Here is a 14,481-nt window from a genome sequence, read left to right as displayed (position 1 = left end):
CACCTTTCACGGTCTCGTAGCCGATCTGGCGCTGCAGTGTCGAATACACGTTCTTCAGCGAATCCAGGCTGTCGGCGTGGAACGACTGGCCGTCGGTGATCTCGCAGATCTTCTGCAGGGTCTGGTCATCCACCGGAACCGGGATGGTGGCGCCCTCGTAGTCGACAGTGCCGTACGGAGTGCCGAACGAGATCGTGGAGATCTGCACGCCCCCGGCCTTGGCGGCCCGGGCCGCGGTGAACGCCCCCTGCGGGGCATTGGGGTCCAGCGGCACGTTCTCGGCGCCGTCGGACTCCAGCACGATCCGCGCCGGTGGTGGGGCGTCGCCGCCGACAACCGCGGTCGCGCTGATCGCATGCAGGGCGGTGAAGATCGCTTCACCCGTCGCGGTGCTGTCGGCGAACTCCAGCTTCTTCAGGGCGTCGATAGTGGCCTGGTGCTGCGGGGTCGGCGGCACCAGCAAATACGGCGTGCCCGCGAAACCCACCAGTCCGAGGTTGATGCCCGGCGTGAGCTGACTGGCGAACTGGGTCGCGGCCTGTTCGGCCGCCTTGAGGCGGTTGGGTTCGACGTCGGTCGCCCGCATGGACTGCGACATGTCGATCACCAACATGATGACGGCGCGATTGCGCGGGATGCGCATGTCGTGGGTGGGCGTGCCCAGCGCGATCGTCAACAGGGCTAGGCACAGCAGCGACATGGCGATCGGGAGATGCCGCCACGGCGACTGCGTCACCGGCGCATCCGTGTAGCGGTGCAGCCGTTGGCGTCGCCGCGCCTGGACCACGACGTAGACCGCCAACAGGGCCAGGGGCACCAAAGCGAACAACAGCAGGGCGGGACGCTGGAATCCGTAGAGCGGCAACGGGCCGATACCGGGAAGCGACACGTCACCCAACCTTCCCGTCGAAGCCCGGCCCGTCAAACGACGGGACTACTCGCGGCGGAGCCGCCCGTCGACGAACTGCTCCAGTTTCTCCCACTCGCGCACCGCCGCCGCGTACGGCGGCGACGGCTTGGTGACCGAGTCGGGCTCGAGCACGGCGGCCACCAGCTTGCCCAGCGGCCGGCTGGTCTCGAGCGCCTTGTCGACGGTGCTCTCCTCGGAGTAGTCGCCGATGTCGCGGAGCACCTCGACGGCGAGTTCCAGTTGCTCGCGATCCACGGCGTTCGGCCCGTCGGCCAGGTCGTCGGCCAGCCCGCTGAGCACGTAGACGTTGTCCTCGGTGACCTCAACCGCAAGCGAGCCGTCGGTCGCGGCGGTGCGGATGTCGTCGTAGGTGCTCAGGTCGGCCAGGTCGTGGTCGTGCTCGTCGGCCAGGTAGCGGGCGAGCGCGCGCTCGGACGTGAAGACGCTGATGCGCCCGTTGCGACCCAGGAAGATCGGTTGGTCGTCCAGGTAGCAGCGCAGCGTGTAGAAGGTGCCAGAACTCGTCATGATCCGGATCGGGTCGATGCCCACCTGCAGCCAGAAGTCCTTGTCGCTGCCCAGCACGACGCTGTCGCCGGTCGCCCGGTCCGCCTCGTCCTCGGTGTCCTCGTCTTCGGCCTCGTCTTCGGCCTCGTCGCCGTCGTGCGCGGACCCGTCAGGGGTGCCCTCCTCGACGGCGTCCTCGGCGGCGCTGTCTTCGTCCGGCTCGTCCTCTGCGCGCTCCTCGGCCAGTTCGTCGGCGGCCTTGTCCGCCAGCTTGGAGTCGACCTCGGGGGTGGCGACGACGTCGTCGATCGCGGCGAGCACGTCGTCCCAGCTGCGCCCGATCACCTCGGCGATCGCGTGCCAGCGCTTGGCGCCGGCCTTGCCGGTGAAGTTCTCGATTCCACCGGACACGGTGCCCAGGCTGGGATTGCCGTTGAAGAACTTCGACACCGCCGCCAACTCGCACACCGATCCGATGGACGACACGATGGCCAGCGTGCCGGCCAGCGCGGACACCGACTGCTCGGTGGGCTTCTCGGCCACCAGCTCCTCGACGGCGATCAGGTCGAACTGCTTGTCGTCGGCGGGCTCGAACGCGTGCGCGTGCGCCGCCCGCAACTCCTTCCACGCCGGGTGGTCGACCAGGTCGTTGTCGTCGTCCGAACGCACGAACGCGACCAGGTCGGCGACGGAGGAGAACGCGAACAGGTCCTCGTCCTTGCCCAGGAACGCCTCCCACTCGTCGCCGGAGTCACGCCAGCGGGGTGCCCACACGGTGTAGCGGTCACCATCGGACAGGCTCAGGCGAATGGGCACGAGGTCAGCAACCATGCGGCACACAATAGCGACGACCGGCGAACGCGCTTATGGGGCCACCGTCGGGCCTGTGGCGATCGCGAGCGCGGTGGAGCCGGGCGAAGCGGGTCGTCACCATTTAGGCCTAGCCCCAGATATCGGTGATGGGCGCGGCGCTGGCGGCATAGCCCGTCTTGGGCAATCCATACATCTGCTCCACCGTGGACAGCACGTTGTAGTGGTTGATCTGTTCGTTGTAGTTGCCGGGACGGACGTGGGCGCCGTAGAACACCGTGGGGATCTGGTTGCGGCTGCCTCCCACATTGGAATTGTCGTCCTCGTCGAACGTCACGATCAGCAGGCTGTTGTTGTCCACCGCCCAGTTCGCGTACCCGGACAGTTCGCGGTTCAGCCAGGCATCGGCCTGCGCGATCGAACCGTCATGCATGTTGTCGTCGTTGTTCGGGATGACGAACGAGACGGTCGGCAGGCTGGAGTAGTTGCCCATCGGGAACGCGGAGAACGGCAGCGAGTTGGCTGCAGGCACATTGGTGAAGTTGGCCCACGGCACATGCTTGCGCGCGTATTTGCCCGCGCTGCAAACCGGTGACCCGACCGCCGGCAGCCCCTCCGCGAACCCGACGAATGTGTAGCCGGCGGCGAGCAATTCGGAGCCGAGGTTCGGCGCGGCGCCGGCGTTGACCGGACACTGGTCTTTGGTCACCCCGAAGGTGTTGCCGGCGAAGAGCGCCAGGTAATTCGGTTCACTGGGATGGGTTTCGGCGAACGACTGGGTCATGTTGGCGCCGCGTGAGGCCAGCGTCGTGATGAAGGGCGCCGATTTGTTTCCGATGATGCCGTTCTCGGAGCGGTTCTCCTCAACGACGATCACGATGTGCGCTGGTTGCGGAATGGCCGCTGCCGCAAGGCCTATGCGCGGCGGCAACGGGCTGCCCGCCAGTGCCACCAACGCCAGCGCTCCCAGTAACCGCAGGCTGCGACAGGCTGTGGCGGCCGGACTTCGAAGTTCGCGCAACACGCCCGGAGTATATGAACGAGCGCAGCCGCTTTCCCCGTCTGGCCGAGCGTGTCAGAAGGGCTTTGTCTGATCGTTATATACCCTCGACCCCATGGAAATTCGCGTCATCGACCACCCGCTGGCCGCCGCCCGGCTGACGGTGCTGCGTGACGAACGCACCGATAACGCCGGTTTTCGTGCGGCGCTGCGCGACCTGACGCTGATGCTGGTCTACGAAGCCAGCAGGGACGCGCCGCGAAAGTCGGTGAGAATTCGCACCCCGGTGGCGTCGGCAGTCGGCACGCGCTTGGTCAAGCCACCGCTGCTGGTGCCGGTGCTGCGCGCCGGGCTGGGCATGCTCGACGCCGCACACGCCGCGCTACCGGAGGCGGAGGCCGGATTCGTCGGTGTCGCGCGCGACGAAAAAACCCATCTGCCGGTGCCGTATCTGGAGGCGCTGCCGGACAGGCTCGCGGGCAGGCCGGTGCTGATCCTCGATCCCATGCTGGCCACCGGGGGTTCGATGGCGCACAGCATCGGCCTGCTACGAGGCCGCGGCGCAACCGATATCACGGTGCTCTGTGTGGTGGCGGCTCCGGAAGGCCTTGCGGCGGTGAAGAAAGCGGCACCGGACGCGCGAGTTTTCAGCGCCGCGATCGACAAGGGACTGAACAAATCCGCCTATATTGTGCCGGGTCTGGGCGATGCCGGCGACCGCCAATTCGGGCCCAACCTGTTCACCAGCCTTGCACAGCAGCGATCAACGCCTCGCGCAGGGCGCCGGCGCGCCGCCGCGAAGATTCCAGGTCGTCGCAAACCGCACAGCGAATCTCAAAGTAGCACTTCAACTTCGGCTCGGTCCCGGAGGGCCGCACCACCAGCCTGATCGACGTGTCGTCGTCGCCGCCGGAAAAGATCAGCGCGTCGTTGATGTCGGTAAGGTTCACGGCGTAACCGGCCAGTGAGGTCGGTGGGTCCCCGCGCCACCGCTGCATCAGTCCGCGCGCCTCGGCGGCATCGGCAACCCGGCGCGACACCGCGGCGATGTCGTGCACCCCGTAGCGCCTGGCCAGTTCGTCGAGCAGGTTCCGGACCGAACGGCCCTGCCCTATGGCCGTGGCCACCAGGTCGCAGATCAGCACCGCGGCGCTGATGCCGTCCTTGTCGCGCACGGCGGCGGGGTCCACGCAGTGCCCGATCGCTTCCTCGTAGGCGTAGATCAACGTGCCCCCAGGCACTTTCGCGTCGGCGCGGGCCAGCCACTTGAAGCCGGTGAGGGTTTCGACGTGGACGGCACCGTGGTGCGCGGCGATGGACGACAGCATCCGCGACGACACGACCGTGCTGGCAACCACCGGTTTGTCCGTTTGATTCGTGGACAACAGGTAATCTCCTAGTAGCCAACCGGTTTCGTCGCCTGACAGCATCCGCCAACCCCGCCCGTCTTTGATGCCGACGGCACATCGGTCGGCATCGGGGTCGAGTGCGATCGCCACGTCGGCGCCGATGTCTACGGCCAGGGCCAGCAGCGCGTCGGTGGCGCCGGGCTCCTCGGGGTTGGGGAAGGCGACCGTGGGAAAGTCCGGGTCGGGCGCGAATTGGGCTCCGACGGAATGCACTTCGATGAATCCTGCGCGGTGCAACGTCTCGACGGCCACCGCGCCGCCCACCCCGTGCAGTGCAGTCAGCGCCACCCGCGCCGAACCGTTGCCACGCCGTAACCCGGCGGCCCGCCCGATGTAGCGCTCGACCAGATCCGCCCGCGCGGGTTCGACCGGGGCCCTGCCGATTTGGTCGGCCGGCGGGGCTGCGGCCATCGCGGCCTCGATCTCGCGGTCGGTGGGGGAGACGATCTGGATTCCGCCGTCGAGATACACCTTGTAGCCGTTGTCGGCGGGCGGGTTATGCGACGCGGTGATCTGGATCCCGGCCGATGCGCCGGTGTGCCGGACCGCGAACGCCACCACCGGGGTGGGTACCGGGCCGGACAGCAACAGTACGGAAAATCCCTGGGCGGCAAGCACTTCAGCGGTCACCGTGGCGAATAACGCCGAGCCGTGCCGGGCGTCGCGTCCCACGATCACCGACGATCCCTGCATGCCACGCCCGATCAGTACCTGTGCGACGGCCCAGGTTGCGCGCGTGACCACCGCGACGTTCATGGCGTCCGGCCCGCCGCGCACCGGCCCGCGCAGGCCCGCCGTGCCGAACATCAAGGGGCGGGCGAATCGCTCGGCGAGTTCGGCGGGGTCACATGCGGCGAGCTCGGCCGCCGTCGCCGGGTCGGGATCGTGGGCGATCCACTCGTCGGGCGTCATGGCCCTAGAACCGGGGGAGCTGGGAAAGGATCGAGGCCAGCAGTGCCCCCATTCGGGTTGCCGCCGCGGCGCCGGCGGCCAGCACGTCGGTGTGGCTCAGTGGTTCGCCGCCGATCCCGGCCGCCAGGTTGGTCACCAGCGACACCCCAAGCACCTCGGCGCCGGCCGCACGGGCCGCGATGGTCTCGTGCACCGTCGACATGCCGACCAGGTCGGCGCCCAGCGTGCGCAGCATCCGGATCTCTGCGGGCGTTTCGTAGTGCGGGCCGGGCAGCCCGGCGTAGACACCCTCGGTCAGCGTGGGGTCGGCCTGGCGGGCGAGTTCGCGCAGCCGCGGCGAGTAGGCGTCGGTGAGGTCCACGAATTGCGGGCCGACCAGCGGCGAACGGGCGGTCAGGTTCAGATGGTCGCTGATCAGCACGGGTTCGCCGACGGCCATGTCCGCGCGCAGACCGCCCGCCGCATTGGTGAGCACCACGGCGCGCACGCCGGCCGCGCAGGCCGCCCGTACCGAGTGCACGACGTGACACAGGTCGTGGCCCTCGTAGGCGTGGACGCGACCGACCAGCACGAGCACCCGGTGTGCACCGATGTGCATCGACAACAGCTCGCCGGTGTGCCCGACCGCGGTGGGCGGGGCGAAGCCCGGCAGCTCGGCCTGTGCCAGCACGGCGTTCGGCGTGCCGAGCGCGGTGACCGCCGGCCGCCAGCCCGATCCGAGCACGATGGCGACGTCGTGGTCGGCGACACCGGTGCGTTCGGTGATGACCTCAGCCGCCCGGCGAGCGAGGTCGCCTGGGTCCGACGGGGTTTCGGTCACAGTGGGGGAGCCTAGCGCCGCGACGGCGAGCGCCGATAGCGGCGCGAGTGAGGAGTGGGGCGATCGAGCCTAGCCCCGCGACGGCGAGCGCCGATAGCGGCGCGAGTGGCCAGTGGGGCGATCGAGGCTAGCCCCGCGACGGCGAGCGCCGATAGCGGCGCGAGTGGCCAGTGGGGCGATCGAACCAACCTGGCCGCGCGACGGTGTCGCCGCTGTATGTCAGGATCTGCCGTATGAATCTTCGTAGGTGGCCGGTGGTTGGCCCGGCCATGGGGGTAGCCGTCGGTGTTGTGCTGTCGGTGGTTTCGATCACCTTCGGCCCGGCGCCGTCGGCCAAGGCGGACTGTCCAGACGTGCAACTCATCTTCGCCCGCGGTACCGCCGAGCCGCCCGGGTTGGGGCTCGTGGGCGACGCCTTGTTCGGTGCGCTGCAGCCCGCGCTGCGGTCGCGCAATGTCGACTCCTACGCGGTGAACTATCCGGCCAGCTATAACTTCTTGACCACCGCCGACGGTGCGAACGACGCGCGCGATCACATCGCGCAGATGGTCGACCAGTGCCCGTCCACGCGGCTGGTGCTGGGAGGCTTCTCGCAGGGCGCCGCCGCGGTCTCGATGCTCGCAGGCGTGCCGCCGCTCGGAGCGCGCATCGGCAACTTCGGTTCGGCTCCCGCGCTGGATCCCGGTCTGGCCAACAAGATCGCGGCGGTAGCGGTGTTCGGCAACCCCGGCAACCGCTTCAACACGCCACTTTCGACGACGGGTGCCTTCGCCGGCCGCGCCATCGACTTGTGCAGCGAAGGTGATCCCGTCTGTGTCGTCGGCGGCCGCGACCGGGACGCGCACCACGACTACTCAGTGCCGCCCTACCCCGGCCAGGCGGCGGGATTCCTCGCCGGGTTGGTGTAGCCCCGACGGGGTTGGGCCCGCAAACCATACTGCGACATACTGCGAGAGTGCCCGTAACCCCGTTAGACAGCGTCGAAGATGTCGTGCGGCGGCGTGGTGCCGACCTTGTCGAGTTGTCCCATGACATCCATGCCGAGCCCGAGCTGGCCTTCGACGAGCATCGCAGCTGCGCCAAGGCGCAGACGCTGGTCGCCGAGCGTGGCTTCGAGATCACCGCGGGCGCCGGCGGGCTGGACACCGCCTTTCGCGCGGACTTCGGCAGCGGGCCACTGACCATCGGGATCTGCGCCGAATACGACGCGTTGCCTGAGATCGGTCACGCCTGCGGCCACAACATCATCGCGGCGTCGGCGGTGGGCACCGCCCTGGCCTTAGCCGAGGTGGCCGACGACTTGGGCCTGCGGGTGTCGCTGCTGGGGACGCCGGCCGAGGAGGCCGGCGGCGGCAAGGTGTTACTGCTGAAGGCCGGGGTGTTCGACGACATCGCCGCGGCGGTCATGCTCCACCCCGGCCCGGTCGACATCGCCGGGGCCCGCTCGCTGGCCCTGTCCGAGGCAACCGTGAAGTACCGCGGCAAGGAATCCCACGCGGCCGTCGCGCCGCACCTAGGTGTCAACGCGGTCGACGCCGTGACGGTCGCGCAGGTGGCGATCGGGCTGCTGCGCCAGCAACTGGCGCCCGGGCAGCTGGTGCACGGGATAGTCACCAACGGCGGACAGGCGGTCAACGTCATCCCTGGGCACGCGGCGTTGCAGTACGCGATGCGAGCGGTCGAATCGGATTCGCTGCGGGAGCTGGAGGGAAGGATCTACGCCTGCTTCGGCGCCGGGGCGCTGGCCACCGGCTGCGAATACGAGATCGACATTCCCGCACCCCCTTATGACGAACTGCAGCCCGACCAATGGCTGGCCGACACCTTCCGTGGCGAGATGTGCCGGCTCGGCCGCGAGCCGGTGGCCCGCGAGTATGAGGGGACGCTTCCGATGGGCAGCACCGACATGGGCAACGTCACGCACGTGCTGCCGGGGATCCACCCGGTTGTCGGGGTCGACGCCGGCGGCGCCATGGTGCACCAGCGCGCCTTCGCCGACGCCGCCGCGGGCCCCAGCGCCGATCGCGCGGTCGTCGAGGGCGCGATCATGCTGGCGCGTACGGTGGTTCAGCTGGCCCAGACGCCCGCCCAGCGTGACCGGGTGATGGACGCGCAGGAGCGCAGGCGCAGCGAGGGGCAATCATGAGCCTGGTCGACGCCACCGGTTACTGGCTGGCCGCCCATCAGCAGGACCTGGTCGAATGGCGCCGCCACATTCACCGCTACCCCGAGTTGGGCCGCCAGGAGTACGCCACGACCCAGTTCGTCGGCGAGCGGCTGGCCGAGGCCGGGCTCAACCCGAAGGTGCTGCCGGGCGGAACCGGACTCGTCTGCGACATCGGGCCCCAGCACGAGCCCAGGATCGCGTTGCGCGCCGACATGGATGCCCTGCCGATGGCCGAGCTCACCGACATTCCGTACGCATCGACCATGCCGGGCGTGGCGCATGCCTGCGGCCATGACGCGCACACCGCGATCCTGCTGGGCACCGCCCTGGTGCTGGCGTCGGTGCCCGAGCTGCCGGTCGGGGTGCGACTGATCTTCCAGGCCGCCGAGGAGCTGATGCCCGGCGGGGCGATCGACGCGATCGCGGCGGGCGCCATAACCGGGGTGTCGCGGATCTTCGCGCTGCACTGCGACCCCCGGCTGGAGGTCGGCAAAATCGCGGTCCGGCACGGCCCCATCACCTCGGCGGCCGACCAGATAGAGATCACGTTGTATTCACCGGGCGGGCACACGTCGCGCCCGCATCTGACTGCCGACCTGGTGTACGGGCTTGGCACGCTGATCACCGGCCTACCCGGGGTGTTGTCGCGACGCATCGACCCGCGCAACGGCACCGTGCTGGTCTGGGGCGCGGTCAACGCCGGCGTCGCCGCAAACGCCATCCCGCAGACTGGCGCGCTGGCGGGCACCGTGCGCACCGCCAGCCGGCAGACCTGGGTGGGCATGGAGGAGATCATCCGCGAAACGGTGTCCGATCTGCTGGCGCCGCTGGCCATCGAGCACACACTGCAATACCGGCGCGGCGTACCACCGGTGGTCAACGAGGACGTCTCGACGCGCATCCTCACCCACGCGATCGAACAGATCGGCCCCGATGCGCTTGCCGACACCCGTCAGTCCGGTGGCGGGGAGGACTTCTCCTGGTATCTGGAGGAGGTTCCCGGCGCGATGGCCCGCTTGGGCGTGTGGCCGGGAGTAGGACCTCAGCTGGACCTGCACCAGCCGACGTTCAATCTCGACGAGCGGGCCCTGCCGATCGGCGTCCGCGTGATGACGAACATCGTCGAGCAGTCGGCCGCGTTCGAGCGGTCCTAGGCGCCGGTGGCGCGAACGACGTGTTCGGCGATATGGGCGTAGGTATGCCGCGTGACGTCGCCGGCCTCGCTCATGATGTTGTAGCCGTGGTCGACGCCGGCCACCTCGTGGTACTCCGCTAACGCCGCGACGGCCTCGAGTTTGCCTGCGTATCTTCGGGCTTCGTCACGCAGCCGATCGTGCTCGGCCGTGACGATCAGCGCGGGCGCGATGCCGGCGATGTTGTCGGCGTTGTCGCCCCAGGCGGGCGAGGCCAGGCGGTCGCGCCGCTGGGCCCGCTTGGGGATGTAGGCGGTGTCGAAGACCTCGCTCATCCACGGCTTCATGATTGCCCGGCGGCCGAGCGTGGATGGCTTGTCGCGGCTGGGCGTGACCAGGTCCAGCGGCGCGTAGTGCAACACCTGCAGCGCGATGTCGGGGCCACCGTCGTCCAGCGCGAGCCGTGCCGCCGCGGCGGACAGGTTGCCGCCCGCGCTTTGGCCTCCGACGCACAGCCGCGTGCCGTCCCAGTCGCGGTCGGAGCCGGCCGCCCAGCACACGACGTCATAGATCTGATGCACCGCGGTGGGAAAGCGATGCCGCGGCGCCAGGACATAGTCGGGGTTGATCACCAGCACGCCCGCGTGGGCGGCCAGGTATCGGCACCACGGATCGTCCTGCTCGCGGTGTCCGATTATGAAGCCGCCGCCGTGCACGTTGACGTAGACGGCGGGGTTCGTCGTCGCCGGCGGGTGATAGACGGTTGCGGATACCGGGCCGTGGCGGGTTTCGATGGCGATCTCGCTGGTTCGGCCCGCAATCTCCGGGAATCGCACGGCGGCCTTGGGGGTGGGGTTGACCACGGCGGCGAAGGCGCGCGCGAGGGCGTCGGCCACCAGCGGTACGGACAGAACTGACAGCCGATTTTCCTTCCCGGGATCAGGCGCTGGTGCCCGGGCCGATGTTGCGGGCCGGGCGGGTCCGCAGACCATGCACGTATTCGCTTGGCGCCCCGGCGATTTCGGCGGCGTCGGCCATCACACCCAAGTACCGGGCCGACGGCATTCCGCCCTCCCAGGCGTCCAACACATACAACCACGCCAGGACCGGGTCGGTGTCGGTGTCCGACGCGATGCGCTCCACGCGGCACCGGATCTTCTTGTGGACGCCGAACTCGGAGCCCTCCCAGCGGTCCAGGTTCTTCTCGTCCGCCGGCGTCATGTCGTAGAGGACGACGAACACCTTCGAGTCCGGGTCCTCGACGACGGTGGCCAGGGCGCCCTCCCAGCCGATGTCCTCGCCGCCGAAGGTCAATCGCCATCCGTGCAGCCAGCCGGTTCCGGCCATCGGCGAATGTGGCGCGCGTTTCTGCATCTGCTCGGGATCCATGTTCGACCCGTAAGCGGCGTAGAGCGGCACGGGGAAAGCTTAGACGTCCGCTGCTGGCCGGTCTTCCCTGAGCATTCGCAGCGGCCCTTCGTTAGGTTGGGGGCTGTGGTGACCCGCATCGTGATCCTCGGTGGAGGCCCGGCCGGTTACGAAGCCGCGCTGGTGGCCGCGACCTCGCATCCCGATACGACCCGCGTCACGGTGATCGACTCCGAGGGCATCGGCGGGGCGGCCGTCCTGGATGACTGCGTGCCGTCCAAGACGTTCATCGCCTCGACCTGGCTGCGCACCGAATTGCGCCGCGCGCCCCGGCTCGGGTTCGACATCGACATCGACGATGCCAAGATCTCGCTGCCGCAGATCCATGCCCGGGTCAAACGTCTGGCCACCGAGCAGTCCGCCGACATCACCGACCAGCTGCTCGGCATGGGCGTGCACGTGGTGGCCGGCCGCGGCGAGTTGATCGATCCCACGCCCGGGCTGGCCTGTCACCGCGTGAAAGCGACACATCCCGATCCGGGACCCGACGGCCAATGCACCAGCGAGTACGAGGCCGACGTCGTGCTGATCGCCACGGGTGCCAGCCCGCGGGTGTTGCCGTCGGCGCCCCCGGACGGCGAGCGGATCCTGACCTGGCGCCAGCTGTACAACCTGGAATCGCTGCCCGAGCACCTCATCGTGGTCGGATCCGGGGTCACCGGCGCCGAATTCGTGCACGCCTACACCGAATTGGGCGTCCCGGTGACCGTGGTGGCCAGCCGGGACCGGGTGCTGCCCTACGAGGACGCCGACGCCGCCCTGGTCCTGGAGGAAGCGTTCTCCGAGCGCGGCGTCCAGCTGGTCAAGAATGCCCGCGCGCAATCGGTCACCCGTACGGGGGACGGAGTGCTGGTCACCTTGGCCGACGGGCGCACGGTCGAGGGCAGCCACGCCCTGATGACCATCGGGTCGGTGCCCAACACCGACGGCCTGGGGCTGGATCGGGTCGGCATTGAGCTGGGCCGCGGCGGCTACCTGAACGTCGACCGGGTGTCGCGGACCTCGGTGGCCGGCATCTACGCCGCCGGTGACTGCACCGGGCTCCTGCCGCTGGCCTCGGTCGCGGCCATGCAGGGCCGGATCGCGATGTATCACGCGCTGGGCGAGGGCGTCAGCCCGATCCGGCTGCGCACCGTGGCGGCGACGGTGTTCACCAGGCCCGAGATCGCCGCCGTCGGGGTCCCGCAGACGATGATCGACGACGGTTCGGTGCCGGCCCGCACGGTCATGCTGCCGCTGCGGACCAACGCGCGGGCCAAGATGTCGGGGCTGCGCCAGGGCTTCGTGAAGCTGTTCTGCCGCCAGGCCACCGGCGTGGTGATCGGCGGCGTGGTGGTGGCCCCCATCGCCTCCGAGCTGATCCTGCCGATCGCCGTCGCCGTGACGAACCGAATCACCGTCAATGAGCTGGCACAGACGCTGGCCGTTTACCCGTCGTTGTCCGGCTCGATCACCGAGGCCGCGCGGCGGCTGATGGCGCACGACGATCTGGACTAATGGCGATCGGACCGGTGGTGATCGACGGCCCGGCGCCGACCCGCGTGCCAGCGCCGGAACCGTTAGCCTTGGTGCAGCACGCCTACTGACGAGTAACCGAGGAGTTTCCCCGTGAGGAGTCCTGGTCGTGACTGAATCCGTGCACGCACCCAACCAGCGCAGCTCACCTGTTTCCGTGCTGGGGCCCCGGCAGCGCGAGGCAGCCTGGGAACGGTTGGGCACCGAGCAGTTCGACGTGGTGGTGATCGGCGGTGGCGTGGTGGGTTCGGGCTGCGCGCTGGACGCCGCGACCCGCGGCCTCAAAGTGGCGCTCGTGGAAGCGCGTGACTTCGCCTCGGGCACCTCGAGCCGCTCGTCGAAGATGTTCCATGGTGGCCTGCGCTATCTCGAACAGCTCGAGTTCGGGTTGGTGCGTGAGGCGCTCTACGAACGTGAGCTGTCGCTGACCAAGCTGGCGCCGCACCTGGTCAAGCCGATGCCGTTTTTGTTCCCGTTGACTAATCGCGTGTGGGAACGTCCGTACATCGCCGCCGGCATTTTTCTGTACGACCGGCTGGGTGGCGCGAAATCCGTTCCGGCGCAAAAGCATTTGACGCGTGCGGGCGCGTTGCGGCTGAGCCCCGGCCTCAAGCGAAGCTCGCTGATCGGCGGAATCCGTTACTACGACACGGTTGTCGATGACGCCCGGCACACCATGACCGTCGCGCGCACCGCCGCGCACTACGGCGTGGTGGTCCGCACCTCCACCCAGGTGGTCGCCCTGCTGCGCGAAGGTGATCGGGTGACCGGTGTACGGGTTCGCGACTCCGAGGACGGCGCCATCACCGAGGTCCGCGGCCACGTGGTGGTCAACGCGACCGGGGTGTGGACCGACGAGATCCAGGCACTGTCCAAGCAGCGCGGGCGTTTTCAGGTCCGGGCGTCCAAGGGTGTGCACGTGGTGGTGCCCCGCGACCGCATCGTCAGTGACGTCGCGATCATCCTGCGCACCGAGAAATCGGTGATGTTCGTCATCCCGTGGGGCAGCCACTGGATCATCGGAACCACCGACACCGAGTGGAACCTCGACCTGGCCCACCCCGCGGCCACCAAGGCCGACATCGACTACATCTTGCAAACCGTCAACACCGTGCTGGCCATCCCGTTGACGCATGCCGACATCGACGGTGTGTACGCGGGGCTGCGGCCGCTGCTGGCCGGGGAGAGCGAGGAGACCTCCAAGCTGTCGCGGGAGCACGCCGTGGCGGTGCCCGCACCGGGCCTGGTGGCCATCGCCGGCGGCAAGTACACCACTTATCGGGTGATGGCCGCCGATGCGATCGATGCTGCTGCCCAATTCATTCCGGCTAGGGTCGCGCCGTCGATCACCGAGAAGGTCAGCCTGCTAGGTGCCGACGGCTACTTCGCGCTGATCAACCAGGCCGAACACGTCGCCCAGCTGCAGGGCCTGCATCCCTACCGGGTGCGTCATCTGCTGGACCGATATGGCTCGCTGATCGGTGATGTGCTGGCGCTGGCGGCGCAAAGCCCCGATCTGCTCGAACCGATCAAGGAGGCGCCGGGCTATTTGCGGGTGGAGGCGATGTATGCCGTAACCGCCGAGGGCGCTTTGCATTTGGAGGACATCCTGGCCCGCCGGATGCGGGTCTCCATCGAATACCCGCACCGTGGCGTCGACTGCGCGCGCGAGGTCGCCGACGTCGTGGCGCCGGTGCTGGGCTGGTCGGCGGAGGAGATCGGGCGTGAGGTCGCGAATTACACCGCTCGGGTGGAGGCCGAGATCCTGTCCCAGGCCCAGCCGGATGACGTGTCCGCCGACGAGTTGCGGGCAAGCGCGCCAGAGGCGCGCGCCGAGATCCTCGAGCCGGTCCCACTTAGTTGAGCAGGC

The 14,481-nt window shown here is 68.8% G+C and carries 12 protein-coding genes and 1 pseudogene; 6 read left to right on the top strand and 7 right to left on the bottom strand.

The annotated features are described in order from the left end of the window. From A5686_RS21485 to A5686_RS21475, 3 genes are all read right to left on the bottom strand, one after another. Positions 1 to 889 (bottom strand): VWA domain-containing protein (locus A5686_RS21485; protein WP_067938414.1); only part of this gene is annotated, 889 nt, incomplete at its 3' end. 45 nt (positions 890 to 934) lie between these two features. After that, entirely contained in the window at positions 935 to 2,248 is a 1,314-nt protein-coding gene (locus tag A5686_RS21480; protein WP_067938412.1) for a primosomal protein, read from the bottom strand. 109 nt (positions 2,249 to 2,357) lie between these two features. After that, complete coding sequence (locus tag A5686_RS21475) at positions 2,358 to 3,248, bottom strand: alkaline phosphatase family protein (RefSeq protein WP_369829735.1); 891 nt, start codon at positions 3,246 to 3,248, stop codon at positions 2,358 to 2,360. Positions 3,249 to 3,342: 94 nt separating this feature from the next. Here A5686_RS21475 and upp point away from each other — a divergent pair. Then, a pseudogene (gene upp / locus A5686_RS26905) lies at positions 3,343 to 3,960 on the top strand (uracil phosphoribosyltransferase); the annotation flags it as partial. A 7-nt stretch (positions 3,961 to 3,967) separates the two neighbouring features. On the opposite strand, the gene A5686_RS21465 reads toward upp, so the two are convergent. Further along, entirely contained in the window at positions 3,968 to 5,548 is a 1,581-nt protein-coding gene (locus A5686_RS21465) for a phospho-sugar mutase (RefSeq protein ID WP_067938410.1), read from the bottom strand. 4 nt (positions 5,549 to 5,552) lie between these two features. After that, on the bottom strand, positions 5,553 to 6,368 hold the full coding sequence (locus A5686_RS21460; RefSeq protein ID WP_067938408.1) for a purine-nucleoside phosphorylase: 816 nt from the start codon (positions 6,366 to 6,368) through the stop codon (positions 5,553 to 5,555). A 293-nt stretch (positions 6,369 to 6,661) separates the two neighbouring features. Between A5686_RS21460 and A5686_RS21455 the strand changes: the two genes are divergently transcribed. The 3 genes from A5686_RS21455 to A5686_RS21445 are packed head-to-tail and all read left to right on the top strand — an operon-like array spanning position 6,662 to position 9,689. Continuing rightward, positions 6,662 to 7,276, top strand: a complete 615-nt coding sequence (locus A5686_RS21455; RefSeq protein WP_197520664.1) for a cutinase family protein — start codon at positions 6,662 to 6,664, stop codon at positions 7,274 to 7,276. Between the two features lie 47 nt (positions 7,277 to 7,323). After that, positions 7,324 to 8,514 (top strand): M20 family metallopeptidase, encoded by a 1,191-nt coding sequence (locus A5686_RS21450; protein ID WP_067938405.1) that lies wholly within the window; start codon positions 7,324 to 7,326, stop codon positions 8,512 to 8,514. Next, positions 8,511 to 9,689: a M20 family metallopeptidase gene (locus A5686_RS21445; RefSeq protein WP_067938403.1), complete on the top strand. Its 1,179-nt coding sequence runs from the start codon at positions 8,511 to 8,513 to the stop codon at positions 9,687 to 9,689. Before A5686_RS21450 ends, A5686_RS21445 begins: the two co-directional genes overlap by 4 nt. On the opposite strand, the gene A5686_RS21440 is transcribed toward A5686_RS21445, so the two are convergent. Both A5686_RS21440 and A5686_RS21435 read right to left on the bottom strand, forming a co-directional pair. Then, positions 9,686 to 10,504 carry an alpha/beta hydrolase gene (locus A5686_RS21440; protein WP_067938436.1) on the bottom strand — a complete coding sequence of 273 codons (819 nt, stop codon included), beginning with the start codon at positions 10,502 to 10,504 and terminating at the stop codon, positions 9,686 to 9,688. The two genes, A5686_RS21445 and A5686_RS21440, sit on opposite strands and share 4 nt — an antisense overlap. Positions 10,505 to 10,607: 103 nt before the next feature. Next, positions 10,608 to 11,087, bottom strand: coding sequence for a gamma-glutamylcyclotransferase (locus A5686_RS21435; protein ID WP_067938401.1), 480 nt, complete (start codon positions 11,085 to 11,087; stop codon positions 10,608 to 10,610). Positions 11,088 to 11,162: 75 nt separating this feature from the next. Between A5686_RS21435 and A5686_RS21430 the strand changes: the two genes are divergently transcribed. Both A5686_RS21430 and A5686_RS21425 read left to right on the top strand, forming a co-directional pair. After that, positions 11,163 to 12,593, top strand: a complete 1,431-nt coding sequence (locus tag A5686_RS21430) for an NAD(P)H-quinone dehydrogenase (RefSeq protein ID WP_067938399.1) — start codon at positions 11,163 to 11,165, stop codon at positions 12,591 to 12,593. A gap of 127 nt (positions 12,594 to 12,720) precedes the next feature. Then, positions 12,721 to 14,475 (top strand): glycerol-3-phosphate dehydrogenase/oxidase, encoded by a 1,755-nt coding sequence (locus A5686_RS21425; RefSeq protein ID WP_067938397.1) that lies wholly within the window; start codon positions 12,721 to 12,723, stop codon positions 14,473 to 14,475. Positions 14,476 to 14,481: the final 6 nt, after the last annotated feature.

The organism is Mycobacterium sp. E2479 (assembly GCF_001667925.1).
Classification (GTDB): Bacteria; Actinomycetota; Actinomycetes; order Mycobacteriales; family Mycobacteriaceae; genus Mycobacterium.
The sequence above is the reverse complement of the archived record's forward strand: the minus strand, read 5'-3'. Positions and strand labels throughout refer to the sequence as shown.

Coding starts and splice junctions, on each gene's coding strand:
- A5686_RS21445 (WP_067938403.1), top strand. CDS start 8,511: ATGAGCCTGGTCGACGCCACCGGTTACTGGCTGGCCGCCCATCAGCAG.
- A5686_RS21465 (WP_067938410.1), bottom strand. CDS start 5,548: ATGACGCCCGACGAGTGGATCGCCCACGATCCCGACCCGGCGACGGCG.
- A5686_RS21480 (WP_067938412.1), bottom strand. CDS start 2,248: ATGGTTGCTGACCTCGTGCCCATTCGCCTGAGCCTGTCCGATGGTGAC.